We start from the raw sequence: 23,759 nt of genomic DNA, 5'->3' as shown, positions 1-23,759 counted from the left end.
GGATCCGGCTCAGCGGTACTTGGCGTCGGCCTCCTTGTTGGCAGCGATGGCCTTCTCATAACGGTCGCCGACCGCCAGCAACATGTCCTTGGTGAAGTACAGGTCGCCACGCTTCTCGCCGTGGTATTCGAAGATGTGGGTTTCGACGATCGAGTCGACCGGGCAGCTCTCTTCGCAGAAGCCGCAGAAGATGCACTTGGTCAGGTCGATGTCGTAGCGGGTCGTGCGGCGGGAACCGTCGCCGCGCTCGCCGGCCTCGATCGTGATCGCCATGGCCGGGCAGACCGCTTCGCAGAGCTTGCAGGCGATGCAGCGCTCCTCGCCGTTGTCATAGCGGCGCAGCGCATGCAGGCCCCGGAAGCGGGGCGACAGCGGCGTCTTCTCTTCCGGGAACTGAACGGTGATCTTGCGCGCGAAGAAGTGGCGGCCGGTGATCGCCAGCCCCTTCCACAGCTCGGTCAGCATGAAGCTGGAGAACAAGTCCTTCAGCGGCGTCGAGGACGAGACGTTTACGGTGGTCATGATGTCTGCCTGCCTTACTTCCAGATGTTCCAGGGCGACTGGATCCACAGGCCGACGACGACCAGCCACACCAGGGTGACCGGAATGAAGATCTTCCAGCCCAGGCGCATGATCTGGTCGTAGCGGAACCGGGGGAACGAGGCCCGCACCCACAGGAACATGGTCACGACGGCGAAGGTCTTGATGGCCAGCCAGATCCAGCCCGGAATCAGCTCGAACCAGCCGCCGAACGGACTGACCCAGCCGCCGAGGAACAGCAGCACCGTCAGCATCGACACCAGCCACATGTTGGCGTATTCGCCGAGGAAGAACATCGCGAACGACATGCCGGAGTATTCGATCATGTGCCCGGCGACGATCTCGGACTCGCCCTCCACCACGTCGAACGGATGGCGGTTGGTTTCGGCCAGGCCGGAGATGAAATAGACCATGAACACCGGGAACAGCGGCAGCCAGTTCCACGACAGCAGGCCCAGACCGTGGCTGGCGAACCAGCCGCGGGACTGCCCCATGACGATGTCCGTCATGTTCAGACTGCCGGTGACCATCAGCACGATGACCAGCGCGAAGCCCATCGGAATTTCGTAGCTGACCATCTGCGCCGAGGCCCGCAGCGCGCCCAGGAAGGCGTACTTCGAGTTCGAGGCCCAGCCGGCGATGATCACGCCGTACACCTCCAGCGAGGTGATGGCCATCAGGAACAGCAGTCCGGCGTTGATGTTGGCCACCGCCACCTCGGGGCCGAACGGCACCACCGCCCAGGCCGCCAGCGCCGGCATGATGGCCATCACCGGTCCCAGGAAGAACAGGCCCTTGCTGGCTGCCGTGGGGCGGATGATTTCCTTGAACACCAGCTTGACGGCGTCGGCGATCGGCGTGAGCAGGCCATAGGGACCGACGCGGTTGGGGCCCGGACGGATCTGCGTCCAGCCGATCGCCTTGCGTTCCCACAGGGTCAGGTAGGCCACGCAACCCATCAGCGGCGCGACGACGACGATGATCTTGATCAGCGCCCACACGACGGGCCACAGCAGCCCGCCCATCAAGGCCATGCCGGCTTGGTTGAAGTTATCGATCATGTGAGTGTTCCTGCCTTGGCGTCTCAGGCCTTGTCGACGGAGAGCGCACCGAACATCGCACCCAGCGCGGCCGTGTCCGCGTGTCCAGCCGGCACCCGCACGGTGTTGGCCGCCAAACTGGCGTCTTCGCGAGCGGGCAGCACCGCGCTGGCCGCCCCCTGGCGGATGCGAACGCGGTCACCATCGCGCAGCCCGAGCTGCGCCCACAGTGCGGTCGGCAGGCTGGCCACGGGCGCTCGGGCGTCGGCGGTCAGTTGCAGCGATGTCGCCCGGCGCACCAGGGCGTCGGTCGCGTAGATCGGCACATCGGCCAGGCGTTGGAGGCCGGCGGCCGGCACCTCGACCTGAACCGTGCCCACCGGCCGGTTGGACAGCCGCTGGAGCAGACCGGAGCCATCGCCCAAGGCCTCGGCCCGGACTTCCTCGACGGACTCCTGCTCGAAGCCCGGCAAGCCCAGCAGATCTCCCAGCACGCGCAGCACTTTCCAGGCCGGACGGCTGTCGCCCAGCGCCTTGACGACGCCGTGGAACGATTGCAGGCGGCCTTCCGCGTTGACGTAGGAGCCGGCGGTTTCGGTGAACGGCGCAATCGGCAGCAGCACGTCGGCGTTCGCCACGGCAGCGTCCTTGAACGACGTCAGCGCCACCACCAGGCCCGATCCGTCGAGGGCTGCGGTCGCGGCCGCCGGGTTGGCGGCGTCCAGCGCCGGCTCGACATTGAGCAGCAGCAAGGCCTTCATCGGCTGGCCCAGCATCTGGCCGGCATGCAGGCCGCCCTGGAGGGGCTGTGCGCCCACCAGCTGCGCGCCGACGGCATTGGCGCCGTCGCCCAGGTAGCCCACCGTCGCACCGGTCTGCTCGGCGATGAAGCTCGCCAGCGCGAGCAGGCTGGACGCCTGCGGGTGCTGCGCCGCCGTGTTGCCCAGCAGGACCGCCTTGCGCTCGCCCGACAGCAAGGCCTGGGCGATGCGCTCGGCCTCAGCCGACACGAGTGCCGTGGCCGGGGCCGGCAAGCCCTTCGCCGCGGCCACGTAGCCGGCGACGTCGGCCAAGGCCTGAACCCACGCAGCCGGTGCCGCCGTCAGGCGGGCCGCCACCGGCATCGCCCAGTCGTCGTGCACGGCGTTCAGGCTCAGCACCTGCGCCCCGCGGCGCGCGGCCTGGCGCAGGCGTTGCGCGAACAAGGGGTGATCCTTGCGCAGGAACGAGCCGATGACCAGGGCGCGGTCCAGCGTCGACAGCGAAGCGATCGAGGTTCCGAGCCAGCGGACGCCCTCGCCTGCCGTGAAATCGGCATGGCGCAGGCGGTGGTCGATGTTGTCGCTGCCCAGGCCGCGAACCAGCTTGGCCAGCAGGTGCAATTCTTCGACCGTGCTGTGGACCGAGCCCAGCGCGCCGATCCCAGCGGCACCGAATTCGGCCTTGACCCGCTTGAGGCCATCGGCGACATAGCCCAGCGCGGTGCCCCAGTCCACGGTCTGCCACACCCCGCCCTGCCGAATCATCGGCGCAGTCAGCCGCGCGTCGCTGTTGAGCGCCTCGTAGCTGAAGCGGTCGCGATCGGCGAGCCAGCACTCGTTGACGTCTTCGTTTTCCTGCGGAACGACGCGCATCACCCGGTGGTTCTTGACCTGAACGATCAGGTTGGCGCCGGTGCTGTCGTGGGGACTGACGCTCTTGCGGCGCGACAGCTCCCAAGTGCGGGCGCTGTAGCGAAAGGGCTTGCTGGTGAGCGCGCCGACCGGGCAGATGTCGATCATGTTGCCCGACAACTCGGAGTCGACGGTCTTGCCGACGAAAGTGGTGATCTCGGAATGCTCGCCGCGGTGCTGCATGCCCAGTTCCATCACGCCGGCCACTTCCTGGCCGAAGCGCACGCAACGGGTGCAGTGGATGCAGCGGCTCATCTCTTCCATCGAGATCAGCGGGCCGACGTTCTTGTGGAACACCACGCGCTTCTCTTCCTGGTAGCGCGACGCCGAGCCGCCATAGCCGACAGCGAGGTCCTGAAGCTGGCATTCGCCGCCCTGGTCGCAGATCGGGCAATCGAGCGGGTGATTGATGAGCAGGAACTCCATCACCGACTTCTGCGCCTTGACCGCCTTGTCGCTCTGGGTGCGCACCACCATGCCTTGCGTGACTGGCGTGGCGCAGGCCGGCATCGGCTTGGGCGCCTTCTCGATGTCCACCAGGCACATGCGGCAGTTGGCGGCGATGGACAGCTTCTTGTGATAGCAGAAGTGCGGGATGGTGGTGCCGGCCGCGTCGGCCGCATGCATCACCATGCTGCCTTCGGGAACCTGGACCTTCTTGCCGTCGAGTTCGATATCAAGCATTTTGTTCACCGGCGACGCGGCCTTCCGCCGGGCCGCGCCAAGGAAGGACAACCCCCTTGGGGGGCAGCGAGGTATTCCGAACGTGGGGGCACTTAGACATATGCCGGCACCATGCAGGTCTTGTGGTCGACGTGGTACGCGAATTCGTCGCGGAAGTGCTTGATCATGCCGCGCACCGGCATGGCCGCGGCGTCGCCCAGCGCGCAGATCGTGCGTCCCATGATGTTCTCGGCCACGTTGTCGAGCAGGGCCAGGTCGTCCGGACGGCCCTGGCCGTGTTCCAGGCGGTGCACCAGGCGGTACAGCCAGCCGGTGCCTTCGCGGCAGGGCGTGCACTGGCCGCAGGACTCGTGGGCATAGAAGTACGACAGGCGCTCCAGGCTCTTGACCATGCAGCGGGTCTCGTCCATCACGATGACGGCGCCCGAGCCGAGCATCGAACCGGCCTTGGCGATGGAGTCATAGTCCATCGTGCAGTCCATCATCACCGAGGCCGGCAGCACCGGGGCCGACGAGCCGCCGGGGATCACCGCCTTGAGCTTCCTGCCCCCGTTGACGCCGCCGGCGAGCTCGAGCAGCTTGGCGAAGGACGTGCCCATCGGCACCTCGTAGTTGCCGGGACGCGCCACGTCGCCCACCATCGAGAAGATCTTGGTACCGCCGTTGTTCGGCTTGCCGCACTCCAGGTAGGCCTGGCCGCCGTTGCGGATGATCCAGGGCACCGCCGCGAAGGTCTCGGTGTTGTTGATCGTGGTGGGCCGGCCGTACATGCCGAAGCTGGCCGGGAACGGCGGCTTGAAGCGCGGCTGGCCCTTCTTGCCTTCCAGCGATTCGAGCAGCGCGGTTTCCTCGCCGCAGATGTAGGCGCCGAAACCGTGGTGGGCATGCAGCTGGAAGCTGAAGCCGCTGCCCAGAATGTTGTCGCCCAGCAGGCCGGCGGCACGCGCTTCGGCGAGCGCGGCTTCAAATCGCTCGTAGGTGCCGAAGATCTCGCCGTGGATGTAGTTGTAGCCCACCGAGATGCCCATCGCGTAGGCCGCGATGATCATGCCCTCGATGACGATGTGCGGGTTGTACTGCAGGATGTCACGGTCCTTGCAGGTGCCCGGCTCGCCTTCGTCGGAATTGCAGACCAGGTACTTCTGGCCCGGGAACGCGCGCGGCATGAAGCTCCACTTCAGGCCGGTGGGAAAGCCCGCGCCGCCGCGGCCGCGCAGGCCCGAGGCCTTGACGTCGGCGATCACCTGATCGGGCGTCCAGGCCGCCGCCCCGTCCAGGCCCAGCACCTTGCGCAGCGCCTGGTAGCCGCCACGCGCCTGGTAGTCGGCCAGATGCCAGTTGCTGCCGTTCAGCCCGGCGTAGATTTGGGAACCGATGTGACGGTCATGGAAGCAGGTCTCACTGCCGGTGGTCTGGAATCTTGAAAGATCGAGTGCCATGGTGCTCAGGCCGCCTTCCCGGCTTCGGTCTTGATCATCGCGACCAGATCGTCCAGCTTGTCGTTGCTCATGTAGCTCAGCATCTGGCGATCGTTGACCAGCATCACCGGCGCGTCGGCGCAGGCCCCCAGGCATTCGCACTTGGCCACCGTGACCAGGCCATCGGCGGTGGTGCCGCCGTCCTCGATGCCCAGGGCCTGGCACAGGTGTTCCAGCGCAGCCTGTCCGTTGCGCAGCTGGCAAGGCAGGTTGGTGCAGACGTTGAGCTTGTATTTGCCCACCGGCTGCTGGTTGTACATGTTGTAGAAGGTCGTGACCTCGCGCACCGCGATCGCCGGCATGCCGAGGTAGTCGGCCACCGCCGCTTCGGCCTCGGCAGAAACCCAGCCCTGCTCCTGCTGCACGATGGCCAGACAGGCCATCACGGCCGACTGGGCCTGATCCTTCGGATACTTGGCGACTTCGCGTGCGAAGCGGGCCTGTGTGGCTTCGGAAAGTGTCATCGATCGATCTCACCAAACACGATGTCCATGGTGCCGATGATCGCCACCGCGTCTGCGATCATGTGGCCGCGCGCCATTTCGTCCAGCGCCGCCAGGTGCGCAAAACCGGGTGCACGGATCTTCAGCCGGTAAGGCTTGTTGGCCCCGTCGCTGACCAGGTAGATGCCGAACTCGCCCTTCGGGTGCTCGACGGCGGCATAGGCCTCGCCCTCGGGCACGTGGAAGCCCTCGCTGAAGAGCTTGAAGTGGTGGATCAGCTCTTCCATGCTCGACTTCATCTCGACCCGCGAAGGCGGCGCCACCTTGTGGTTGTCGGTGATGACCGGTCCCGGGTTCTTGCGCAGCCAGGCCGAGCACTGCTGGATGATGCGGTTGGACTGGCGCATCTCGGCGACGCGACACAGATAGCGGTCGTAGGTATCGCCGTTGACGCCGACCGGGACGTCGAAGTCCATCTTGGCGTACACGTCGTAGGGCTGGGTCTTGCGCAAATCCCAGGCGATGCCCGAACCGCGCAGCATCGGACCGGTCAACCCCATGTTCAGCGCCCGCTCGGGGCTGACCACGCCGATGCCCACGGTGCGCTGCTTCCAGATGCGGTTGTCGGTCAGCAGCGTCTCGTAATCGTCGACGTTCTTCGGGAAACGCGCGCAGAAGTCGTCGATGAAGTCGAGCAGCGAACCTTGGCGGTTCTCGTTCAGCGCCTTGATCGCGCGCTCGTTCTTGATCCGGCTGACTTGGTACTGCGGCATGCTGTCCGGCAGATCGCGGTACACGCCGCCCGGCCGGAAATAGGCCGCGTGCATGCGCGCGCCGGAGACGGCCTCGTACATGTCGAACAGGTCTTCGCGCTCGCGGAACGCGTAGATCAGGATGTTCATCGCACCGCAGTCCAACCCGTGCGCGCCCAGCCACAGAAGATGGTTCAGCAGGCGGGTGATCTCGGAAAACATCACGCGGATGTACTGCGCGCGCTCCGGCACCTCGATGCCCAGCAGCTTCTCGATCGCCAGACAGTAGGCGTGCTCGTTGCACATCATCGAGACGTAGTCCAGCCGGTCCATGTAGGGCAACGACTGGATGAAGGTCTTGCTCTCGGCCAGCTTCTCGGTGGCCCGATGCAGCAGGCCGATGTGCGGATCGGCACGCTGGATGACTTCGCCGTCGAGTTCCAGCACCAAGCGCAGCACACCGTGCGCGGCCGGGTGCTGCGGCCCGAAATTCAGGGTGTAGTTCTTGATGTCTGCCATGAAAGGTGTGCCTTTAGTGCAGGCCGCCGTAGTTGTCCTCGCGGATCACCCGCGGCGTGATTTCGCGCGGCTCGATCGACACCGGCTGGTAGACCACGCGACGGGTCTCGGCGTCATAGCGCATCTCGACATGACCGGAGACCGGGAAGTCCTTGCGCAGCGGATGGCCGATGAAGCCGTAGTCGGTGAGGATGCGGCGCAGGTCGTTGTGACCTTCGTAGATGACGCCGACCATGTCGAAGGCTTCGCGCTCGAACCAGTTGGCCGAATTCCAGACCGGCGTCACCGATGCGACCACCGGCACGCCGTCGTCGGGCGCATACACCTTCAGCCGCAGGCGCCAGTTCAGGCTCACCGACAGCAGGTGGGACACCGTCAGGTACCGCAGGCCGTCCCAGGGTTGATCGCGGTACGAGGACATGTCCATCGCACACAGGTCGATCAACTGTTCGAACTTCAGCTGCGGATGGTCGCGCAGCGTGGTGGCCACGTCGAGGTAGTCGGTCGATCGCACGGTCAGCGTGATCTCGCCGCGATCGCGCTTCAGGTGAAGAATGCGTTCGCCCAGCACCGATTCGAGCGCGGCCTGCAGGGTGTCGAGTTTCTGGGTCATCTGGGGTCGGGCCGCTCAGGCGCGGGCAATCGTGTTTTCGCGGCGGATCTTGGCCTGCAATTGCAGGATGCCGTACAACAAGGCCTCCGCCGTCGGCGGGCAGCCCGGCACATAGACATCGACCGGCACGATGCGGTCGCACCCGCGCACGACCGAGTAGCTGTAGTGGTAATAGCCGCCGCCGTTCGCGCACGAACCCATCGACAACACCCAGCGCGGCTCGGCCATCTGGTCGTAGACCTTGCGCAACGCAGGCGCCATCTTGTTGCACAGCGTGCCGGCGACGATCATCAGATCGGACTGGCGCGGGCTGGGACGGAACAGCATGCCGAAGCGGTCGATGTCGTAGCGGGCAGCGCCGGCGTGCATCATCTCGACGGCGCAACAGGCCAAGCCGAACGTCATCGGCCACAAGGAGCCGGTCTTCGACCAGTTGATCAGCTTGTCGACCGAAGTGGTGACGAAGCCTTCTTTCAGTACGCCTTCAATGCCCATATCTGTGTGCCTTCAGAATGCGGTGACAGGTTCGCGCAACGCGCCCGGCGACCCGATGGGGCCGTGCAAGCGACGATCATTCCCAATCGAGAGCGCCCTTTTTCCATTCGTAGGCAAATCCGACCACCAGGATGGCCAGGAAAACCATCATCGCCCAGAAACCTGACGCCCCGATGTCTTTGAGCGCCACCGCCCACGGAAAGAGGAACGCAATTTCCAGATCGAACAAGATGAACAGGATGGCCACCAGGTAGTAGCGCACGTCGAACTTCATGCGCGCATCTTCGAAGGCTTCGAAGCCGCACTCGTAGGGGGAGTTCTTTTGCGCATCGGGCCGATTCGGCCCCATCGCGAAGCCGATGATCTGGGGTGCCACCCCCACTGCCGCACCGACCAGGATGAAGAGGATGACGGGAAGGTAGCCTTGCAGGTCCATGGTGTCGGTGCTTCCGTGCGGTGTTCCAGCGATGATGCTTGCCATTCATCCGGCCATGGAAAAGGCGCGCCACTCACGACCTTAGCAAAGGTCAGGCCTGGCGCGCCCTCTCGTTGTCTGCCTTGCTCAGGGCGCCCGACAAGGCGCCGGATGACAACCTTGCCGCTCATGATCTGGTGCCGACGGCGAGACTCGAACTCGCACAGCTTTCGCCACTACCCCCTCAAGATAGCGTGTCTACCAATTTCACCACGTCGGCTATCTGGGCCTTGCATGCATCAGGTCAAAAACCGCCGCATGACCAGGCCGGAACCACTCGATAGACGCCAGATCACGCCTACCGAACAGCCATGAATTCTAGCCCGAAAAAACACTCGTCCCGAGGGTTTTCGCCGGGTTCGTCAAGGTCATTTGGTGGGAATCGCCGGCATCGCAGACGAGGCCGCGGCGGCGGCCGACGCGGCCAGCGCGGGCACGGCCTGATCCAGCACGCTAGCGCCTGTGTTGATCTGTTGCGACCCCACGGAATTCGACGAAAACGCGAGACCCAGCGTCGACGCAAAGAACAACGTGGCAGCCACCGCCGTCGAACGCGACAGGAAATTCGCGCTGCCGGTGGCGCCGAACAGGCTGCCCGACGCGCCGCTGCCGAACGAGGCGCCCATGTCGGCCCCCTTGCCATGCTGCACGAGCACCAGGCCGATCATCGTGACGGCCGCCAGCATCTGAACGACGACCAGCAGATTCAACAGGATTTGCATGATTCTTCCAACACTCCGAATAGTTTGATGTTTGTCGCCGCGCCGCTCAGCCGGCCGCGCGGCAGATGGCGACGAAGTCGCTGACCTTGAGCGCTGCACCACCGATCAGGCCGCCATCGATGTCCGGCTGCGCGAACAGCGTGGCCGCGTTGTCAGGCTTGACGCTCCCGCCGTACAGCAGCGTCATGTCGGCGGCGCGCGCGGTGGCGGCATGCAATTGCGCGCGCAGCACCGCATGCACCGCCTGCGCCTGCTCGGGAGAGGCGACCTTGCCGGTGCCGATGGCCCAGACGGGCTCGTAGGCCACCACCATCTCGCCGACGCAGTGGCCCAGGGCGTGGATCACGGCCGAGAGCTGGCGCTTGACCACCGCGTCGGTCTCGCCCGCTTCGCGTTGGGCCAGCGTCTCGCCGACGCAGACGATCGGCGTCACCCCGCGCGCCAGCGCCGCCTTGGCCTTGTCCGCCACCAGCTGATCGCTTTCGGCGTGGTACGCACGGCGCTCGGAATGGCCGACGATCACGTAGCGACAACCGAACTCCGCCAGCATCGCCACCGACACTTCGCCGGTATAGGCCCCTTGCTCGTGTGCCGAGCAATCCTGGGCGCCCCAGCGCACATCGCTGGCCGCCAGAGCCACCGCGGCCTGCGACAGATAGGGAAACGGCACGCACACCGCCACGTCACATCCGAACGGACGTGCCGCGCTGATGCCGGACAGCAACTCGGCATTGGCCGAATGGGTGCCGTGCATCTTCCAGTTGCCCACCACAAGCTTGCGTCGCATGGTATTCATTCCTCAAGACAGGGGTCAGGACCAGCGCAGGGCGATCTTGCCCACATGCTGGCCGGATTCCATCAGCGCGTGAGCCTCGGACGCCTGGCGCGCATCGAACACCCGCTCGATCACCGGCTTCACCCGCCCGGCCTCGATCAATGGCCAGACCCGGTCGCGCAGGGCCTGGGCGATGGCCGCCTTGAACGCCACCGGCCGCGGCCTCAGCGTCGAGCCCGTGATCAGCAGACGTCGGCGCAGCACCTCGGCAGCGTTGAATTCGGACTTCACGCCCCCCTGCACCGCAATGATCACCAGCCGGCCGTCGTCGGCCAGGCAACCGATCTCTCGGGCCACATAGTCGCCTGCGACCATGTCCAGCATCACGTCGGCGCCGCGCCCTCCGGTCAGGCGCCCGACCTCGGCCGCGAAATCGGCCGTGCGGTAGTTGATCGCATGGTCGGCCCCCAGCGCCAGACAGGCTGCGCACTTCTCGTCGCTGCCTGCGGTCACGATCACCTGCGCCCCAAAGGCCTTCGCCAGCTGGATGGCCGTCACGCCGATGCCGCTGGCACCCCCCTGAATCAGCAGCGTCTCGCCCGGCTGCAGCCGGCCCCGGTCGAACACGTTCGACCAGACGGTGAAGAAGGTCTCGGGCAGGCAGGCCGCCTCGATGTCGCTCAGGCCGGCCGGCACCGGCAGGCATTGCGCGATCGGGGCCGCGCACAACTCGGCATAGCCCCCCCCCGCCACCAGCCCGCAGACGCGATCTCCGAGTCGAAACCCCGCCGCCGCCAACTCAGCCGTGTCGCCGCCGACGATCACGCCCGCGATCTCCAGGCCCGGCAGGTCCGATGCGCCAGGCGGGGGCGCATAGGCCCCTTTGCGCTGCAGCACATCGGGCCGGTTCACGCCCGATGCACTGACGCGCACCAGCAACTCGCCCGACGCCGGCACCGGGTCCGGCCGCACGGCCGGCACCAGCACCTCGGGCCCGCCGAACTGGGAGATCACGATCGCTTGCATGAGCGGCCGGCTCGACTTACTGCTGCTGCTGTTGCTGCTGCTCGGCTCCCTCGCCCGCTTCCGCCGGAGCGTCGGTGCGCTGCTCGGCACGCTCGCGGCGCGGACGATCGCCCCGGTCGCCGCGACCGCCGCGCTCACCACCCCGGTCGCCACGGTCGCCATAGTCACGGCGCGGGGCGCGCTCGAAGCGCTCCTCCTCCATGCCTTCCGGACGCTCCTGCAGCGCCTTCATCGACAGCTTGATACGGCCCTTCTCGTCCGTCTCCAGCACCTTGACCTTGACGATCTGGCCTTCGGTCAGGAAGTCGGTGACCTTCTCCACGCGCTGGTGGGCGATCTGGCTGATGTGCAGCAGGCCGTCCTTGCCCGGCAGGATGTTGACCAAGGCACCGAAGTCGAGGATCTTGGTGACCGCGCCTTCGTAGACCTTGCCGATCTCGGCTTCGGCGGTGATCTCCTCGATGCGCTTCTTGGCCATCTCGGCCTGGCCGGCGTCGGTCGAGGCGATGGTGATGGTGCCATCCTCGTCGATGTTGATCTGCGTGCCGGTTTCCTCGGTCAGCGCACGGATGGTGGCGCCGCCCTTGCCGATCACGTCGCGGATCTTCTCCGGGTTGATCTTCATGGTGTACAGGCGCGGTGCGAACTGCGAGACCTCGGTCTTGGCGCCGCCCATGGCTTCCACCATCTTGCCCAGGATGTGCATCCGGGCTTCCTTGGCCTGCGCCAAGGCCACCTGCATGATCTCGCGGGTGATGCCCTGGATCTTGATGTCCATCTGCAGCGCGGTGATGCCGTTGGTGGTCCCGGCCACCTTGAAATCCATGTCGCCCAGATGGTCCTCATCGCCCAGGATGTCGGTCAGCACGGCGAAGCGGTTGCCGTCCTTGATCAGGCCCATGGCGATGCCGGCCACGTGCGCCTTCAGCGGCACGCCGGCGTCCATCAGCGACAGGCAGCCGCCGCAGACCGAGGCCATCGACGAGGAGCCGTTCGATTCGGTGATTTCCGACACCACGCGCATCGAGTACGGGAACTCGGTGCGGTCCGGCAGCACGGCCACCAGGGCGCGCTTGGCCAGACGGCCGTGGCCGATCTCACGGCGCTTGGGGCTGCCGACGCGGCCGGTTTCGCCGGTGGCGAACGGGGGCATGTTGTAGTGCAGCATGAAGTGCTCGCTGAACTCGCCCGCCAGCGCGTCGATCTTCTGCGAATCACGCTCGGTGCCCAGCGTGGCGGCCACCAGGGCCTGAGTCTCGCCCCGGGTGAACAGTGCCGAGCCGTGCACGCGCGGCAGCACGCCGTTGCGGATCTCGATCGCACGCACCGTGCGGGTGTCGCGACCGTCGATGCGGGGCTCGCCGGCCAGGATCTGGCCGCGCACGATGCGGGCTTCGATCTCGAACAGCAGGCCTTCGACCTCGACCTTGTCGAACTCCAGGCCATCGGCCTTCAGCGCGGCCATCACGCTGCTGGTGACGTCACGGCAAGCCTGGGTGCGAGCCTGCTTGGAACGGATCTGGTAGGCCGCGCGCAGGCCTTCCTCGGCCAAGGCGTTGACCTTGGCGATGAAGGGTTCGTTCTTGGCCGGGGCTTGCCAGTTCCAGACCGGCTTGCCGGCATCGCGCACCAGTTCATGGATGGCGTTGATCGCGATCTTGCCCTGGTCGTGGCCGAACACGACGGCGCCCAGCATCACGTCCTCAGGCAGTTGATCGGCTTCCGACTCGACCATCAGCACGGCGGCTTCGGTGCCGGCGACCACCAGGTCCATCTTCGAATCGGCCAGCTGGGTCTTGCCCGGGTTCAGCACGTACTCGCCGTTGACGTAGCCCACGCGGGCCGCGCCGATCGGGCCGTTGAACGGGATGCCCGAGATGGCCAGGGCAGCGCTGGTGGCGATCATCGCGGCGATGTCGGCCTGGACCTCGGGGTTCAGACTCATCACATGGATGACGACCTGCACTTCATTGAAGAAGCCTTCGGGGAACAGCGGGCGGATCGGACGGTCGATCAGGCGGCTGGTCAGGGTCTCCAGCTCGCTGGGGCGGCCTTCACGCTTGAAGAAGCTGCCCGGAATCTTGCCGGCGGCGTAGGTCTTCTCGATGTAGTCGACGGTCAGCGGGAAGAAATCCTGCCCGGCCTTGGCCTCGTTCTTGGCGACCACGGTGGCCAGCACCACGGTGTCTTCGATGTTGACCAGCACGGCGCCGGTGGACTGGCGGGCGATCTCGCCGGTTTCCATCGTGACTTGATGGGGGCCCCATTGGAAGGTCTTGGTGACCTTGTTGAACATGCTCATGGATGGTTCTCCGGTGATTGAGCGACGCACTCGCGGTGGCGTCTTGAAACCGGGAGATCAGCCGACTCGGGCGGTATGCCATTCCAGCAGGCGGGATGCGCCCACCTGCTGGAATGACACGACAGTACCCCGAACGCGGTCAATGTCTCCAAAGACAAAGAGCCTGTGCTGGTGTGTGCATCCAGACAGGCTCTTGTTCATCGCGTGGTGCTTACTTGCGCAGGCCCAGCTTCTGGATCAGCGCGGTGTAGCGGTCGGCGTCACGGTCCTTCAGGTAGGACAGCAGGCGCTTGCGGGCGTTGACCATCTTCAGCAGACCGCGACGGCCATGGTGGTCCTTGGCATGGGTCTTGAAATGGGGCGTCAGCGCGTTGATGCGGGCGGTGAGCAGCGCCACCTGCACTTCGGGGGAGCCGGTGTCGGCCGCGCCGCGTGCGTGGGCCTGGACGATCTCAGCCTTGTTGAATTCTGCCGGGTTCATGGCGTTTCCTTGTGTTTGGAAGCCGCCGCCGGCTCAAGTCTGCTGAGCGCGAGCACTGCGGTTTCCGGTTCTGGACTTGCGATCACGGGTGAAACCGACCCATGTCGTGCTGGACAACGATCCACCGCCCTTCAGAAAACCCCTTCGGGCAGTCCGCGTGAACGATGGAAGCTTTTGATTATAGCGCGAAACCGCCTGCCCACCAGCGGTGCCCGCGACAGTCCCGCCCACCCGACGGCGCCTGCGGCTCGTGACCTACTGCGCACCCGCCATCCGGCAGGCCGGCGGCGAAGCGGTCTCAGCGGGCTCGAAACGCCGCACCGTGCGAAAGCCGTAACCCGAGCCTTCGACATCGAAATGCACACCGGCCGTCCCCGCGCGCTCCATCACGCTGACATAGAGCGGCTGCAGGAACTGGTGGTCCGCGGCACGCATCACGCCGGCATCCAGTCCGCCCAGTGCGCTGCCGTCGTAGCGCAGGCCTGCCAGCGCATGCGCCACGGCGACCGGGTCGGTACCGCCGGCCTTCTCGATCGACGCCGCCAGCATCTCGACCATGGCCTGCATGCGCAGATGAAGATAGTCCTGCCGGGGATCCGGAAAACGACGCCGGAAGGCCTGCACCATCTCGTCGGACACCCGCCCGCCCGCGTTCGGGTGCCACTCGGCCACGGCCAGCACGCGGCCGACACCGGCATCGCCCAGCGCGGCGGGTGCGCCCAGCGCGTTGCCGTAAAAGGTATAGAACTTCAGGTCCAGGCCCAGGTCATGGCTGGCCTTGACCAGCAAGGTCAGGTCGTTGCCCCAGTTGCCGGTCACCACCGCCTGCGCGCCGCTGGCCCGGATCTTGGCCGCGTAAGGCATGAAGTCCTTGACCCGCCCCATCGGATGCAGTTCCTCGCCGACGATCTCGATGTCCGGCCGCCTGGCGGCGATCATCGCGCGCGCCGACTTCAGCACCTGCTGACCAAAGCTGTAGTCCTGGCCGATCAGATAGACCTTCTTGACGCGGCGGTCCGCCTGCAAAACCGCCATCAAGGCGCGCATCCGCATGTCCGCGTCCGCGTCGAAGCGGAAATGCCAGAAGCTGCACTTTTCGCGCGTCAACGCCGGATCGACCGCCGCATAGTTCAGCAGCAACGCGCGGTGTTGCGGATCGCGTGCATTGCGCTTGTTCAATGCGTCGACCAGCGCTGCGGCGGTCGCCGAACTGTTGCCCTGGAGCACGAAATGCACGCCTTCGTCGGCCGCCTTGGCCAGCAGCGCCAGCGCCTGCTCGGTCTGGCCCTGGCTGTCGAGCGGCACCAGCATCAACGGCCGCCGACCGCCGGGCAGCGCCACGCCGCCGCGTGCGTTGACCCGCTCGATCGCCCACTGCAGATTGCGCTCCACCGCCTCTCCGGCATTGCCGAACGGGCCGGACAGGCCCTCGATCAGCGCCAGCCGGATCGGCGCCGAGTCACCGGACGCCGCCCGGCCGGTCATCAGCGCAGCGCCCAGTACGAGGAACAGGACGGCGCGTCTGGCGAGGAGGTGTTGAGGCATCGCAAACCGCCCGGCAAGGCGGGCCTTGAAAACAAAAATGCCGCAACCAACTGTGCGGCATGGGCGCTTGGGAGAGGGTTCTCAGGCGTTCAGTTCAACCCGATTGTAGGAGGTCGCCATGTTTCTCGTTCCCGTGTCCCGTACCCCTGCCGAGCTCGGCCGCGGCTTTGACCGCCTGTTCGACGACAGCTTCTTCGACCGTCTGTTCGGAGCCTCGGCGCCTGCCGAATCCAGCGGAACCCGCAGTCCGGCGCTGGACGTCACCGAATCCGAGCGCGCCTATACCGTTCACATGGACATGCCTGGCGTGGGCAAGGGCGACGTGAAGATCGCCATCGACGGGCGGCGCGTCCAGGTCGATGCCCAGACCCAGCGCAACGAAGAGAAGAAGGAAGGCGAGCGCGTGGTCTATCGCGAACGGGCCGTCAGCAGCTTCTCCAGGGCCTTCACCCTGCCGCAAGACATCGATCAGGGTGAATCGCAGGCCAAGCTCGACAATGGCGTGTTGACGCTGACCCTGGTCAAGCGGCGCGCCAGCAGCGCCTCGCAGCTGACGGTGAACTGATCAGGCTTGGGCCAGATCCCAGCGCGGCCGGACATCGAAACGATAGTCCGGCCGTGCCGTCGCGATGCCGGACTGTAGGCGCAGCGCGGCGGCCAGCGCGATCATCGCGCCGTTGTCGGTGCACAGGTGCAGTTCTGGGTAATGGACCCGGAAGCGCCATCGCTCGGCGGCGGCGTCCAGCTCCCTGCGCAGTTGCCGGTTCGCCCCCACCCCGCCTGCCACCACCAGGCGCTTGAGCCCGCTGGCCTTGAGCGCCTTCAGCGATTTCTTCACCAACACTTCGACGATGGCGGCCTGAGTGCTGGCCGCCAGATCGGCCCGCGCCTGTTCGCCAGGCAATGCGCCCAGGCCCTTCAGGCGGGTCATCACCGCCGTCTTCAGGCCGGCGAACGAGAAATCGAGATTGGCCTGATGCAGCAACGGCCGCGGCAAATCGAAGGCCTTCGGATCGCCGCCTTCGGCCAGGCGGGCCAGCGCAGGCCCCCCTGGGTAGCCCAGGCCCAGCAACTTGGCCGATTTGTCGAACGCCTCGCCGGCGGCGTCGTCAATCGTCTCGCCAAGCAACTGGTAGCGCCCCACCCCGTCGACCCGCATCAACTGAGTGTGCCCGCCCGACACGAGCAGCGCGACGAACGGGAACTCGGGCGGATCGGCAGACAGGAAGGGCGACAGCAGGTGCCCTTCGAGATGGTGTACCCCGAGCGTCGGCTTGCCCAGTGCGGCGGCCAGCGCGCAGGCCACGCCGGCCCCTACCAGCAAGGCACCCGCCAGGCCCGGCCCCCGCGTGTAGGCCACGACGTCGACCTCGGCCAGCGTGGCGCCGGCCTGCGCCAGGGTCTCGCGGGCCAGCGGCAGCACGCGCTGGACGTGATCGCGCGAAGCCAATTCGGGCACCACGCCACCAAAGGCTTGATGCATCGGAATCTGGCTGTGCAAGGCGTGGGCGCGCAGCCGGACCGCGCCCTGCGCCTGAAAGGACACCAGCGCGACGCCGGTCTCGTCGCACGAGGATTCGAAGCCGATCACGTTCATGACCCTGTCACCTCGCGAAGCGATCCTGCGGCCGGCGACGAACTGCCGGTTCGAACTGTGGTGAGACGATGACACATGGGCTTCATTTCCAGGTTTCTTGCGACCCGACAACAGCGGCATGGCCCCGACCGCTCCAAAGCCGCTGACAATCCGACGCATCGCACGGTCGCTCGTCGATAGCTGTCACGAAGGAGCGTTGGGACCATGAAGGAATACAGGCTGAAGTCGTGGCCGGAGCTTCCGACCGAATTCAGACGCACGGCGTGTCGGCGACTGCTCAACGACTTGTCGCAACGCCACATGACCGAGCCCGAGTTGCGCCACAGCAGCGGCTCGACGACACACGAGATCCGTGCCTTGATCCGGCATCTGGCGAGCCAGGACCTGCTGGACGTCCGCGATGCCCCAGCGCCGCTGGCCTCGCGGGCCGGCTTCTGGCGCTGGGCGCTGCCGCTGCCCGCCTGGATCCGCCGCGCCCCCTGACGCTACGCCAACAGGCGCACGCGACCAGCCGACCTGGCCAGGGCGCTGGGGGTTCAGGTCGCACGATGCAGTCAATGGTTCTCGCGAGCGTGGTTGATCGTGTATTTCGGGATTTCGATCGTCACGTCCACCTCGCCCAACAGGGCCTGGCACGACAAGCGCGAGGTCGGGGTCAGGCCCCAGGCCTTGTCGAGCAAATCCTCCTCCAGTTCGTCGGGTTCGCCCAACGACGCATAGCCTTGCCGAACCACCACATGGCAGGTGGTGCAGGCGCAACTCATTTCGCACGCGTGCTCGATGGCGATGCCGTTCTCGAGCAAGGCTTCGCAGATCGACGTACCGGCATCGGCCTCGATCTGGTCGCCCTGAGGGCACAGCTCGGCGTGCGGCAGGATGTGGATGACGGGCATGGTGACAGGATCCGAAAGGGGTTGGAAGGGGCGGTGCCCGCGTCGCGCGGGCCTGTCGTATCAGAGTTGGTCCAGCCGTCGACCGGTCAGTGCGGCCTGGATGCCCCGGTTCATGCGCGCCGCCGCAAAGGCCTCGGTGCCCTCGGCCAGCGTCTCCACGGCCCGGGTGATCGCGTCGGCGTCCTCGCCCTGCGCGATGTCGGCCAGCGCGCGCAGCAGCGCCTCGATGGCCAGCACCTCGTCCTCCCGCAACAAGTCGCCGTCGGCCTGCAGCGCCGCCCGGGTGGCCAGCGCCATGCGCTCCGCCTCGACCCGGGCTTCCCGCAGGGCTCGAGCCTGCATGTCCGGCTCGGCGCTGGCAAAGCCTTCCTGCAGCATGCGGGCGATGTCCTCGTCGGCCAGTCCATAGGTCGGCTTGACCTGCACCGCCGCTTCGACCCCTGAGCTGAGTTCCTTCGCGCCGACGCTCAGCAGACCGTCGGCATCGACCTGGAAGGTCACTCGGATGCGCGCCGCACCGGCGACCATCGGCGGTATGCCGCGCAGTTCGAAGCGCGCCAGCGAGCGGCAATCGCTGACCAGTTCACGCTCGCCCTGCACCACGTGCACCGCCATCGCGGTCTGCCCGTCCTTGAAGGTCGTGAAGTCCTGGGCCTTGGCCACCGGGATGGTCGAATTGCGCTCGATGACCCGCTCGACCAGCCCGCCCATGGTCTCCAGCCCCAAGGACAGCGGAATGACGTCCAGCAGCAGCAGCTCGCCATCCTGCGCATTACCGGCCAGCGCATTGGCCTGGATGGCCGCTCCGATCGCCACCACCTCGTCCGGGTTGACGTTGTTCAACGGGGCGCGGCCGAAAAACTCGGCCATCGCCGCCTGCACGCACGGCATGCGGGTGGAGCCCCCGACCATCACCACGCCCTGGACCTCGTCGCGCGTGACCCGTGCGTCGCGCAAGACCTTGCGTACGGCCGACAGCGTGCGATCGAGCAGCGGCCGGGTCAGCGCATCGAAATCGGCGCGACCGACCTCGACCTGGATCTCGCCGCCCGACAATGCGGCGCGCAGCGTGGCCGAGCCCGCATCGGTCAGCGCCTCCTTGGCCGCGCGTGCCGCCACCAGCAGGCTGCGCTTGTCCTGCGCGCCGAGCGCCGCCACGCCCCCTTTCGCCGCGGCCCAGTCGGCCAGCGCATGGTCGAAATCGTCGCCACCCAGCGCCGCATCGCCGCCGGTGGCCACCACCTCGAACACGCCGCGCGCCAGGCGCAGGATCGAGATGTCAAAGGTGCCGCCGCCCAGGTCGTAGATCGCGTAAAGGCCTTCGCTGCCGTTCTCCAGCCCGTAGGCGACCGCGGCGGCCGTCGGCTCGTTGATCAGCCGCAGCACGTTGAGGCCGGCCAGTTGGGCGGCGTCCTTGGTGGCCTGGCGTTGGGCATCGTCGAAATAGGCCGGCACGGTGATCACCGCGCCGTAGAGATCGCCATCGAAGGTGTCTTCGGCGCGAAAACGCAGCGTGGCCAGGATCTCGGCCGAGACCTCGACCGGCGTCTTCACGCCCTGGCGCGTCTGCAGCGCCACCATGCCGGGACGGTCGACGAAGCGATACGGCAGCTTCTCGTGCCCGGCCACATCGGCCAGGGTGCGGCCCATCAGCCGCTTGATCGACGCCAAGGTGTTTTCAGGATCGTCGGCCTGGGCGGCCGCAGCCTCCCAGCCGATCTGGCGGCCGCCGTCTTCCAGGTACCGCACGATCGACGGCAGGATCACGCGTCCTTGCCCGTCGGGCAGGCACTCCGGCACCCCGTGCCGCATGGAGGCCACCAGCGAATTGGTCGTGCCCAGGTCGATGCCCACCGCGATGCGGCGCTGGTGCGGGTCCGGCGCCTGGCCGGGTTCGGAGATCTGGAGCAGTGCCATGGGGAATGAAGATAGTGCGGGCAGTCGAATCGGCCCGTGGGGGTCAGGTGTCCAGCGCCTCCAGGCGCCGTTCGATGTCGGTGCGAAAGCGGTGGACGAACATCAGCGCGCGCACCTGCTCGGCTGCGCCGGCCGGATCGCCGCGTTCGTCCAGCAGCCGACCGACCTCGCGAAACAGGCCGGCTTCATAAGATGCGATCTCGTCGTCCAGCGCTTCCACCGCCGCCACCCCTCGGGCGTCGTCCAGCGCTTCGCGCCAGGTCATCTGCTGCATCAGGAAGGCCGCCGGCATGGCGGTGTTGCGCTCTGCGTCGATCTGGGCACCGCCCAACTCGCACAGGTAGCGGGCTCGGGTCAACGGCTCCTTCAACCGCTGGTAGGCTTCGTTGACGCGGACGGCCCACTGCATCGCCACCCGCTGGGCCGCCGCGCCTTCGGCCGCGAATTTGTCGGGATGCACCTGCGCCTGCAACTCGCGCCAGCGCTGGTCCAGTTGCGGACGGTCCAGCGCGAAGCGGCGCGGCAGGCCCAGCAAGGTGAAGTCGTCGTCGTGCAGGTTCATGCCGCCAGCCGCTTTTGGAAGAAAACCGACAAGCCGTTGTCCGGATAGCCGCCGAACGGTCCCCGACGCCGATAGCCGCAGCGCTCGTACAAACGGATCGCCTCGGTCTGATCGCGCCCGGTCTCCAAGGTCGCGAGCGTCAGGCCTTGGGTCTTCAGGCGTTGTTCCAGCGCGTTCAGCAGATGCTCGGCAATGCGCTGGCCACGCTGCTCCGGCCGGACGTACATGCGCTTGATTTCGCCGTAGGGCAGATCGGCCGTGTCCGCCTCTGCGGCGCGTCGCAGGCTCGCGCCGCACCCGATCACGCGCCCCGCGCGCGACGCCACCAGGAAGTCCACCTCCGGCTGCAGCAAGGCCGGAACGTCCAGAATGTGGTTGTCTTCGGGCGCATACAGCGCCGCCAGATAGGCGTCCAGCGCCGCCAGCAGCGGCCCGACCTGAGGGTGGTCGGCCCGCTCTGGACGGATCTGGATGGCGTCGTTCATGGTCAGGGGCAATAAAAAAGCGCGGCCTCTCAGCACCGCGCCCTGGGGCATGGGTTCAACCCGTGATTGTCGGCGAAGCGCCGGACGGCTCGCTCAGACCCGGAACGACTCGCCACAACCGCAGCGGTCCTTCTCGCGCGGGTTGTGGAACTTGAAGCCTTCGTTCAGGCCTTCGCGAACGAAATCCAGTTCGGTGCCATCCAGGTACGGCAGGCTCTTGGGGTCGACCAGCACCTTCACGCCGTGATCCTCGAAGACCACGTCTTCCGGTGCGACGTCGTCAGCGTACTCCAGCTTGTAGGCCATGCCGGAACAGCCGGTGGTCTTCACCCCCAGACGCACGCCGACACCCTTGCCGCGCCGTGCCAGGTAACGGGTCACATGGCGGGCCGCCGCCTCGGTCAGGGTGACAGCCATCGCCTCAATTCGCCTTGGTTTCGTGACGGGACTTGTAGTCGTCCACTGCCGCCTTGATCGCATCTTCGGCCAGGATCGAGCAATGGATCTTCACCGGCGGCAGCGCCAGTTCCTCGGCGATCTGGGTGTTCTTGATCGTCAGCGCCTGATCCAGCGTCTTGCCCTTGACCCATTCGGTCACCAGCGAACTCGACGCGATCGCCGAGCCGCAGCCATAGGTCTTGAAGCGGGCGTCTTCGATCAACCCGGTGGCGGCGTTGACCTTGATCTGCAGCTTCATCACGTCACCGCAGGCCGGCGCGCCGACCATGCCGGTGCCGACCGATTCGTCGGCCTTGTCGAAGGCACCCACGTTGCGCGGATTTTCGTAGTGGTCGATGACCTTGTCGCTGTATGCCATGGCTAACTCCTATGCTGTTGTCCAGGCCGCGGGGAAGGCCTGCATGACGTCGCGCCAGGCGACCCTGCAGGCACCGCGGCGTCGCGTCAGTGCGCAGCCCACTGAATCGCCGAGATGTCGATGCCGTCCCGGTACATGTCCCACAGCGGCGAGAGCTCGCGCAGCCGGGCCACCCGATCGGTCAAGGTCGCGATCGCGTAATCGATCTCCTCTTCGGTCGTGAAGCGGCCGATCGTCATGCGCAGGCTGGAATGGGCCAGCTCGTCGCTACGGCCGAGCGCGCGCAGAACGTAGCTGGGTTCCAGGCTGGCCGAGGTGCAGGCTGAACCGGACGACACCGCCAGGCCCTTGACACCCATGATCAGCGATTCGCCCTCGACGAAGTTGAACGAGATGTTCAGGTTGTGCGGCACGCGGCGCACCAGATCGCCGTTGATGAAGGTCTGCTCGATCGCCGACAACCCGGCCACCAGCTTGTCGTGTAGCGCCTGGATGCGAACCTGTTCGGACGCCATCTCCAGACGGGCGATGCGAAAGGCCTCGCCCATGCCGACACACTGGTGGGTGGGCAGCGTGCCCGAGCGCAGGCCGCGCTCATGACCGCCGCCGTGCATCTGCGCCTCCAGGCGCACCCGAGGCTTGCGGCGCACGTAAAGCGCACCGATGCCCTTGGGGCCGTAGGTCTTGTGAGAGGCCAGGCTCAGCAGGTCGACCGGCAGCGCGCGCATGTCGATCGCCACCTTGCCGGTGGCCTGCGCCGCATCGACGTGGAAGATCACGCCGCGCTCGCGACACAGCGCGCCCAGCGCGGCGACGTCCTGGATGACCCCGATCTCGTTGTTGACGAACATCACCGAGGCCAGGATGGTGTCGGGCCGGATCGCCGCCTTGAAGGCCTCGAAATCCAGCAGGCCGTCGGGCTGAACATCCAGATAGGTGACCTCGAAGCCCTGGCGTTCGAGCTCCCGCATCGTGTCGAGCACCGCCTTGTGCTCGGTCTTCACGGTGATCAGGTGACGCCCCTTGTCCTTGTAGAAATGCGCCGCGCCCTTGATCGCCAGGTTGTTCGATTCGGTGGCCCCGGAGGTCCAGACGATTTCGCGCGGGTCCGCGCCGATCAGCTCGGCGACCTCCGCCCTCGCCTTCTCGACCGCCTCTTCGGCCTCCCAGCCCCAGGCATGGCTGCGCGATGCCGGATTGCCGAAGTGCTCGCGCAACCAGGGAATCATGGCGTCGACCACGCGCGGATCCACCGGGGTGGTCGCGCCGTAGTCCATGTAGATCGGAAAGTGCGGGGTCATGTCCATGATGCGGATCTGATGTCATGTGGCGCCGCGCGGCGGCGCCAGGCCGGATTACTTGGAAAAGGCGTTGCCGAGCGCAAAGACCGAGTTCGGCGCGGTGACCTTGATCGGCTTGACCACCGGCACGCTGGAGATCGCGCGCTTGATCGGCGCCTCCTCGATCGACACGCCCTTCGCGAGCTGATCGTCGACCAGCTTGCGCAACGAGATCGAATCGAGATATTCGATCATCTTCGCGTTCAGGTTGGTCCACAGTTCGTGGGTCATGCAGCGGCCGGCGTCATCGCCCATGCAATTCTCCTTGCCGCCGCAACCCGTGGCGTCGATCGGCTCGTCGACCGCCACGATGATGTCGGCGACGCTGATTTCGTCGGCCTTGCGGCCCAGCGAATAGCCGCCCCCGGGACCCCGGGTGCTCTCGACCAGTTCGTGCCGGCGCAGCTTGCCGAACAACTGCTCCAGGTACGACAGGGAAATCTGCTGCCGCTGGCTGATGGCGGCCAGCGCCACCGGCCCGTTGTTCGAGCGCAGCGCCAAATCGATCATGGCCGTGACCGCGAAGCGGCCTTTGGTGGTCAAACGCATGAGACTCTCCTGTCAAATCGGGTCGCAACCTGTCGC

26 protein-coding genes and 1 tRNA gene are annotated in these 23,759 nt (G+C 66.5%); 2 read left to right on the top strand and 25 right to left on the bottom strand.

Features of this window, described 5'->3' with window-relative positions; all coding sequences use genetic code 11:
* Positions 1-9 precede the first annotated feature (9 nt).
* The 16 genes from nuoI to AC0N04_RS13720 form a co-directional block, all read right to left on the bottom strand.
* Positions 10-522 (bottom strand): NADH-quinone oxidoreductase subunit NuoI, encoded by a 513-nt coding sequence (gene nuoI, locus AC0N04_RS13795; protein WP_474282594.1) that lies wholly within the window; start codon positions 520-522, stop codon positions 10-12.
* Positions 523-536: 14 nt separating this feature from the next.
* Positions 537-1,601, bottom strand: a complete 1,065-nt coding sequence (nuoH, locus tag AC0N04_RS13790) for an NADH-quinone oxidoreductase subunit NuoH (RefSeq protein ID WP_474282592.1) — start codon at positions 1,599-1,601, stop codon at positions 537-539.
* 23 nt (positions 1,602-1,624) lie between these two features.
* A complete protein-coding gene (nuoG, locus tag AC0N04_RS13785) occupies positions 1,625-3,937 on the bottom strand; it encodes an NADH-quinone oxidoreductase subunit NuoG (RefSeq protein WP_474282590.1) in 2,313 nt (770 codons plus the stop codon).
* A 92-nt stretch (positions 3,938-4,029) separates the two neighbouring features.
* Positions 4,030-5,376, bottom strand: a complete 1,347-nt coding sequence (gene nuoF / locus AC0N04_RS13780) for an NADH-quinone oxidoreductase subunit NuoF (RefSeq protein WP_474282588.1) — start codon at positions 5,374-5,376, stop codon at positions 4,030-4,032.
* Positions 5,377-5,381: 5 nt separating this feature from the next.
* Positions 5,382-5,879, bottom strand: coding sequence for an NADH-quinone oxidoreductase subunit NuoE (gene nuoE, locus AC0N04_RS13775; RefSeq protein WP_474282586.1), 498 nt, complete (start codon positions 5,877-5,879; stop codon positions 5,382-5,384).
* Entirely contained in the window at positions 5,876-7,129 is a 1,254-nt protein-coding gene (locus AC0N04_RS13770) for an NADH-quinone oxidoreductase subunit D (RefSeq protein WP_474282584.1), read from the bottom strand. Before AC0N04_RS13770 ends, nuoE begins: the two co-directional genes overlap by 4 nt.
* A 13-nt stretch (positions 7,130-7,142) precedes the next feature.
* Positions 7,143-7,742 (bottom strand): NADH-quinone oxidoreductase subunit C, encoded by a 600-nt coding sequence (locus AC0N04_RS13765; protein ID WP_474282582.1) that lies wholly within the window; start codon positions 7,740-7,742, stop codon positions 7,143-7,145.
* A 15-nt stretch (positions 7,743-7,757) separates the two neighbouring features.
* Positions 7,758-8,237: a NuoB/complex I 20 kDa subunit family protein gene (locus AC0N04_RS13760; RefSeq protein WP_282825147.1), complete on the bottom strand. Its 480-nt coding sequence runs from the start codon at positions 8,235-8,237 to the stop codon at positions 7,758-7,760.
* A gap of 76 nt (positions 8,238-8,313) precedes the next feature.
* Positions 8,314-8,673 (bottom strand): NADH-quinone oxidoreductase subunit A, encoded by a 360-nt coding sequence (locus AC0N04_RS13755; protein ID WP_474282580.1) that lies wholly within the window; start codon positions 8,671-8,673, stop codon positions 8,314-8,316.
* Positions 8,674-8,847: 174 nt separating this feature from the next.
* Positions 8,848-8,932 (bottom strand) — tRNA-Leu (locus tag AC0N04_RS13750).
* 148 nt (positions 8,933-9,080) lie between these two features.
* Positions 9,081-9,434 carry a preprotein translocase subunit SecG gene (gene secG, locus AC0N04_RS13745; protein ID WP_474282578.1) on the bottom strand — a complete coding sequence of 118 codons (354 nt, stop codon included), beginning with the start codon at positions 9,432-9,434 and terminating at the stop codon, positions 9,081-9,083.
* Between the two features lie 46 nt (positions 9,435-9,480).
* The gene (tpiA, locus tag AC0N04_RS13740; RefSeq protein WP_474282576.1) at positions 9,481-10,221 is read right to left on the bottom strand and encodes a triose-phosphate isomerase; all 741 of its coding nucleotides are present in this window, start codon (positions 10,219-10,221) and stop codon (positions 9,481-9,483) included.
* Between the two features lie 24 nt (positions 10,222-10,245).
* Positions 10,246-11,235 (bottom strand): NAD(P)H-quinone oxidoreductase, encoded by a 990-nt coding sequence (locus AC0N04_RS13735; RefSeq protein WP_474282574.1) that lies wholly within the window; start codon positions 11,233-11,235, stop codon positions 10,246-10,248.
* 16 nt (positions 11,236-11,251) lie between these two features.
* Positions 11,252-13,537, bottom strand: a complete 2,286-nt coding sequence (gene pnp, locus AC0N04_RS13730; protein ID WP_474282572.1) for a polyribonucleotide nucleotidyltransferase — start codon at positions 13,535-13,537, stop codon at positions 11,252-11,254.
* A gap of 211 nt (positions 13,538-13,748) precedes the next feature.
* Complete coding sequence (rpsO, locus tag AC0N04_RS13725; RefSeq protein WP_474282570.1) at positions 13,749-14,018, bottom strand: 30S ribosomal protein S15; 270 nt, start codon at positions 14,016-14,018, stop codon at positions 13,749-13,751.
* A gap of 255 nt (positions 14,019-14,273) precedes the next feature.
* Entirely contained in the window at positions 14,274-15,563 is a 1,290-nt protein-coding gene (locus tag AC0N04_RS13720) for a branched-chain amino acid ABC transporter substrate-binding protein (RefSeq protein ID WP_474282568.1), read from the bottom strand.
* 118 nt (positions 15,564-15,681) lie between these two features.
* Between AC0N04_RS13720 and AC0N04_RS13715 the strand changes: the two genes are divergently transcribed.
* Complete coding sequence (locus AC0N04_RS13715) at positions 15,682-16,128, top strand: Hsp20/alpha crystallin family protein (RefSeq protein ID WP_474282566.1); 447 nt, start codon at positions 15,682-15,684, stop codon at positions 16,126-16,128.
* On the opposite strand, the gene tsaD is transcribed toward AC0N04_RS13715, so the two are convergent.
* Complete coding sequence (gene tsaD / locus AC0N04_RS13710; RefSeq protein WP_474282563.1) at positions 16,129-17,160, bottom strand: tRNA (adenosine(37)-N6)-threonylcarbamoyltransferase complex transferase subunit TsaD; 1,032 nt, start codon at positions 17,158-17,160, stop codon at positions 16,129-16,131.
* 204 nt (positions 17,161-17,364) lie between these two features.
* Here tsaD and AC0N04_RS13705 point away from each other — a divergent pair, with 204 nt between their 5' ends.
* On the top strand, positions 17,365-17,643 hold the full coding sequence (locus AC0N04_RS13705) for a hypothetical protein (protein WP_474282561.1): 279 nt from the start codon (positions 17,365-17,367) through the stop codon (positions 17,641-17,643).
* 71 nt (positions 17,644-17,714) lie between these two features.
* On the opposite strand, the gene fdx is transcribed toward AC0N04_RS13705, so the two are convergent.
* From fdx to iscR, 8 genes are all read right to left on the bottom strand, one after another.
* Positions 17,715-18,053, bottom strand: a complete 339-nt coding sequence (gene fdx / locus AC0N04_RS13700) for an ISC system 2Fe-2S type ferredoxin (protein ID WP_474282559.1) — start codon at positions 18,051-18,053, stop codon at positions 17,715-17,717.
* 60 nt (positions 18,054-18,113) lie between these two features.
* Positions 18,114-19,970, bottom strand: coding sequence for a Fe-S protein assembly chaperone HscA (gene hscA, locus AC0N04_RS13695; RefSeq protein ID WP_474282557.1), 1,857 nt, complete (start codon positions 19,968-19,970; stop codon positions 18,114-18,116).
* Positions 19,971-20,013: 43 nt separating this feature from the next.
* Positions 20,014-20,532 carry a Fe-S protein assembly co-chaperone HscB gene (hscB, locus tag AC0N04_RS13690; protein ID WP_474282555.1) on the bottom strand — a complete coding sequence of 173 codons (519 nt, stop codon included), beginning with the start codon at positions 20,530-20,532 and terminating at the stop codon, positions 20,014-20,016.
* Complete coding sequence (locus AC0N04_RS13685) at positions 20,529-21,068, bottom strand: GNAT family N-acetyltransferase (RefSeq protein ID WP_474282553.1); 540 nt, start codon at positions 21,066-21,068, stop codon at positions 20,529-20,531. The genes hscB and AC0N04_RS13685 overlap by 4 nt, the downstream gene beginning before the upstream one ends.
* A 42-nt stretch (positions 21,069-21,110) precedes the next feature.
* The gene (iscA, locus tag AC0N04_RS13680; protein ID WP_474282551.1) at positions 21,111-21,434 is read right to left on the bottom strand and encodes an iron-sulfur cluster assembly protein IscA; all 324 of its coding nucleotides are present in this window, start codon (positions 21,432-21,434) and stop codon (positions 21,111-21,113) included.
* 4 nt (positions 21,435-21,438) lie between these two features.
* On the bottom strand, positions 21,439-21,834 hold the full coding sequence (gene iscU / locus AC0N04_RS13675) for a Fe-S cluster assembly scaffold IscU (RefSeq protein WP_474282549.1): 396 nt from the start codon (positions 21,832-21,834) through the stop codon (positions 21,439-21,441).
* An 86-nt stretch (positions 21,835-21,920) separates the two neighbouring features.
* On the bottom strand, positions 21,921-23,141 hold the full coding sequence (locus AC0N04_RS13670) for an IscS subfamily cysteine desulfurase (RefSeq protein ID WP_474282547.1): 1,221 nt from the start codon (positions 23,139-23,141) through the stop codon (positions 21,921-21,923).
* Positions 23,142-23,189: 48 nt separating this feature from the next.
* Entirely contained in the window at positions 23,190-23,723 is a 534-nt protein-coding gene (gene iscR / locus AC0N04_RS13665) for a Fe-S cluster assembly transcriptional regulator IscR (RefSeq protein ID WP_474282545.1), read from the bottom strand.
* Positions 23,724-23,759: the final 36 nt, after the last annotated feature.

The organism is Ideonella sp. sgz306126 (assembly GCF_056032705.1).
The sequence above is the reverse complement of the archived record's forward strand: the minus strand, read 5'-3'. Positions and strand labels throughout refer to the sequence as shown.

What these genes read in the sequence shown, in the direction of transcription:
- nuoI (WP_474282594.1), bottom strand. Translation starts at nt 522, where the DNA reads ATGACCACCGTAAACGTCTCGTCCTCGACGCCGCTGAAGGACTTGTTC.
- nuoH (WP_474282592.1), bottom strand. Translation starts at nt 1,601, where the DNA reads ATGATCGATAACTTCAACCAAGCCGGCATGGCCTTGATGGGCGGGCTG.
- nuoG (WP_474282590.1), bottom strand. Translation starts at nt 3,937, where the DNA reads ATGCTTGATATCGAACTCGACGGCAAGAAGGTCCAGGTTCCCGAAGGC.
- nuoF (WP_474282588.1), bottom strand. Translation starts at nt 5,376, where the DNA reads ATGGCACTCGATCTTTCAAGATTCCAGACCACCGGCAGTGAGACCTGC.
- nuoE (WP_474282586.1), bottom strand. Translation starts at nt 5,879, where the DNA reads ATGACACTTTCCGAAGCCACACAGGCCCGCTTCGCACGCGAAGTCGCC.
- AC0N04_RS13770 (WP_474282584.1), bottom strand. Translation starts at nt 7,129, where the DNA reads ATGGCAGACATCAAGAACTACACCCTGAATTTCGGGCCGCAGCACCCG.
- AC0N04_RS13765 (WP_474282582.1), bottom strand. Translation starts at nt 7,742, where the DNA reads ATGACCCAGAAACTCGACACCCTGCAGGCCGCGCTCGAATCGGTGCTG.
- AC0N04_RS13760 (WP_282825147.1), bottom strand. Translation starts at nt 8,237, where the DNA reads ATGGGCATTGAAGGCGTACTGAAAGAAGGCTTCGTCACCACTTCGGTC.
- AC0N04_RS13755 (WP_474282580.1), bottom strand. Translation starts at nt 8,673, where the DNA reads ATGGACCTGCAAGGCTACCTTCCCGTCATCCTCTTCATCCTGGTCGGT.
- secG (WP_474282578.1), bottom strand. Translation starts at nt 9,434, where the DNA reads ATGCAAATCCTGTTGAATCTGCTGGTCGTCGTTCAGATGCTGGCGGCC.
- tpiA (WP_474282576.1), bottom strand. Translation starts at nt 10,221, where the DNA reads ATGCGACGCAAGCTTGTGGTGGGCAACTGGAAGATGCACGGCACCCAT.
- AC0N04_RS13735 (WP_474282574.1), bottom strand. Translation starts at nt 11,235, where the DNA reads ATGCAAGCGATCGTGATCTCCCAGTTCGGCGGGCCCGAGGTGCTGGTG.
- pnp (WP_474282572.1), bottom strand. Translation starts at nt 13,537, where the DNA reads ATGAGCATGTTCAACAAGGTCACCAAGACCTTCCAATGGGGCCCCCAT.
- rpsO (WP_474282570.1), bottom strand. Translation starts at nt 14,018, where the DNA reads ATGAACCCGGCAGAATTCAACAAGGCTGAGATCGTCCAGGCCCACGCA.
- AC0N04_RS13720 (WP_474282568.1), bottom strand. Translation starts at nt 15,563, where the DNA reads ATGCCTCAACACCTCCTCGCCAGACGCGCCGTCCTGTTCCTCGTACTG.
- AC0N04_RS13715 (WP_474282566.1), top strand. Translation starts at nt 15,682, where the DNA reads ATGTTTCTCGTTCCCGTGTCCCGTACCCCTGCCGAGCTCGGCCGCGGC.
- tsaD (WP_474282563.1), bottom strand. Translation starts at nt 17,160, where the DNA reads ATGAACGTGATCGGCTTCGAATCCTCGTGCGACGAGACCGGCGTCGCG.
- AC0N04_RS13705 (WP_474282561.1), top strand. Translation starts at nt 17,365, where the DNA reads ATGAAGGAATACAGGCTGAAGTCGTGGCCGGAGCTTCCGACCGAATTC.
- fdx (WP_474282559.1), bottom strand. Translation starts at nt 18,053, where the DNA reads ATGCCCGTCATCCACATCCTGCCGCACGCCGAGCTGTGCCCTCAGGGC.
- hscA (WP_474282557.1), bottom strand. Translation starts at nt 19,970, where the DNA reads ATGGCACTGCTCCAGATCTCCGAACCCGGCCAGGCGCCGGACCCGCAC.
- hscB (WP_474282555.1), bottom strand. Translation starts at nt 20,532, where the DNA reads ATGAACCTGCACGACGACGACTTCACCTTGCTGGGCCTGCCGCGCCGC.
- AC0N04_RS13685 (WP_474282553.1), bottom strand. Translation starts at nt 21,068, where the DNA reads ATGCCCCAGGGCGCGGTGCTGAGAGGCCGCGCTTTTTTATTGCCCCTG.
- iscA (WP_474282551.1), bottom strand. Translation starts at nt 21,434, where the DNA reads ATGGCTGTCACCCTGACCGAGGCGGCGGCCCGCCATGTGACCCGTTAC.
- iscU (WP_474282549.1), bottom strand. Translation starts at nt 21,834, where the DNA reads ATGGCATACAGCGACAAGGTCATCGACCACTACGAAAATCCGCGCAAC.
- AC0N04_RS13670 (WP_474282547.1), bottom strand. Translation starts at nt 23,141, where the DNA reads ATGGACATGACCCCGCACTTTCCGATCTACATGGACTACGGCGCGACC.
- iscR (WP_474282545.1), bottom strand. Translation starts at nt 23,723, where the DNA reads ATGCGTTTGACCACCAAAGGCCGCTTCGCGGTCACGGCCATGATCGAT.